At 57.6% G+C, this 434-nt stretch carries 1 protein-coding gene; it reads left to right on the forward strand.

Features of this window, described 5'->3' with window-relative positions; translation table 11 throughout:
• On the forward strand, positions 1–434 hold a 434-nt coding region (locus tag EOA85_RS37015; protein ID WP_164760219.1), incomplete at both ends, for a DMT family transporter.

Genomic DNA, 434 nt, shown 5'->3' on the forward strand with positions numbered 1-434 from the left:
ATTGGTGATCACCCAAGGTCGTATCCAAACGCTGTTGCGGCTGGAAATCAGCCCCGGCGACGGCATTATTTTACTTGGCAGCCTGGCCTGGGCCTTGAATATGGTGGGCACCCGCCGACTGGTGCATAACGCCACCGCCATCGAAAACACCAGCTACTCAATGCTGTTCGGCACCCTGGTCCTGCTGCCATTGGGATTTATCTTCGAGCATCCACTGCAAAACCTGGCCGCAGCCAGCCTCAATGTCCATGCCGCCGTGGTTTATCTGGCACTGTGCGGGTCACTGCTGGCCTACTTGCTGTGGTTTAACGGGTTGGAAAAAATCGGTTCGGTGCGTACCGCCATATTCTTTAATCTGGCGCCGGTATTCACCATGCTGGTGGCGACGCTTACCGGTACCGCCCCCAACGTTTGGCAGTTGGCCGGGGCGGCCT

This window comes from Mesorhizobium sp. M5C.F.Ca.IN.020.29.1.1 (genome assembly GCF_003997375.1).
In the GTDB taxonomy this organism is placed as follows: Bacteria; Pseudomonadota; Alphaproteobacteria; order Rhizobiales; family Rhizobiaceae; genus Mesorhizobium; species Mesorhizobium wenxiniae.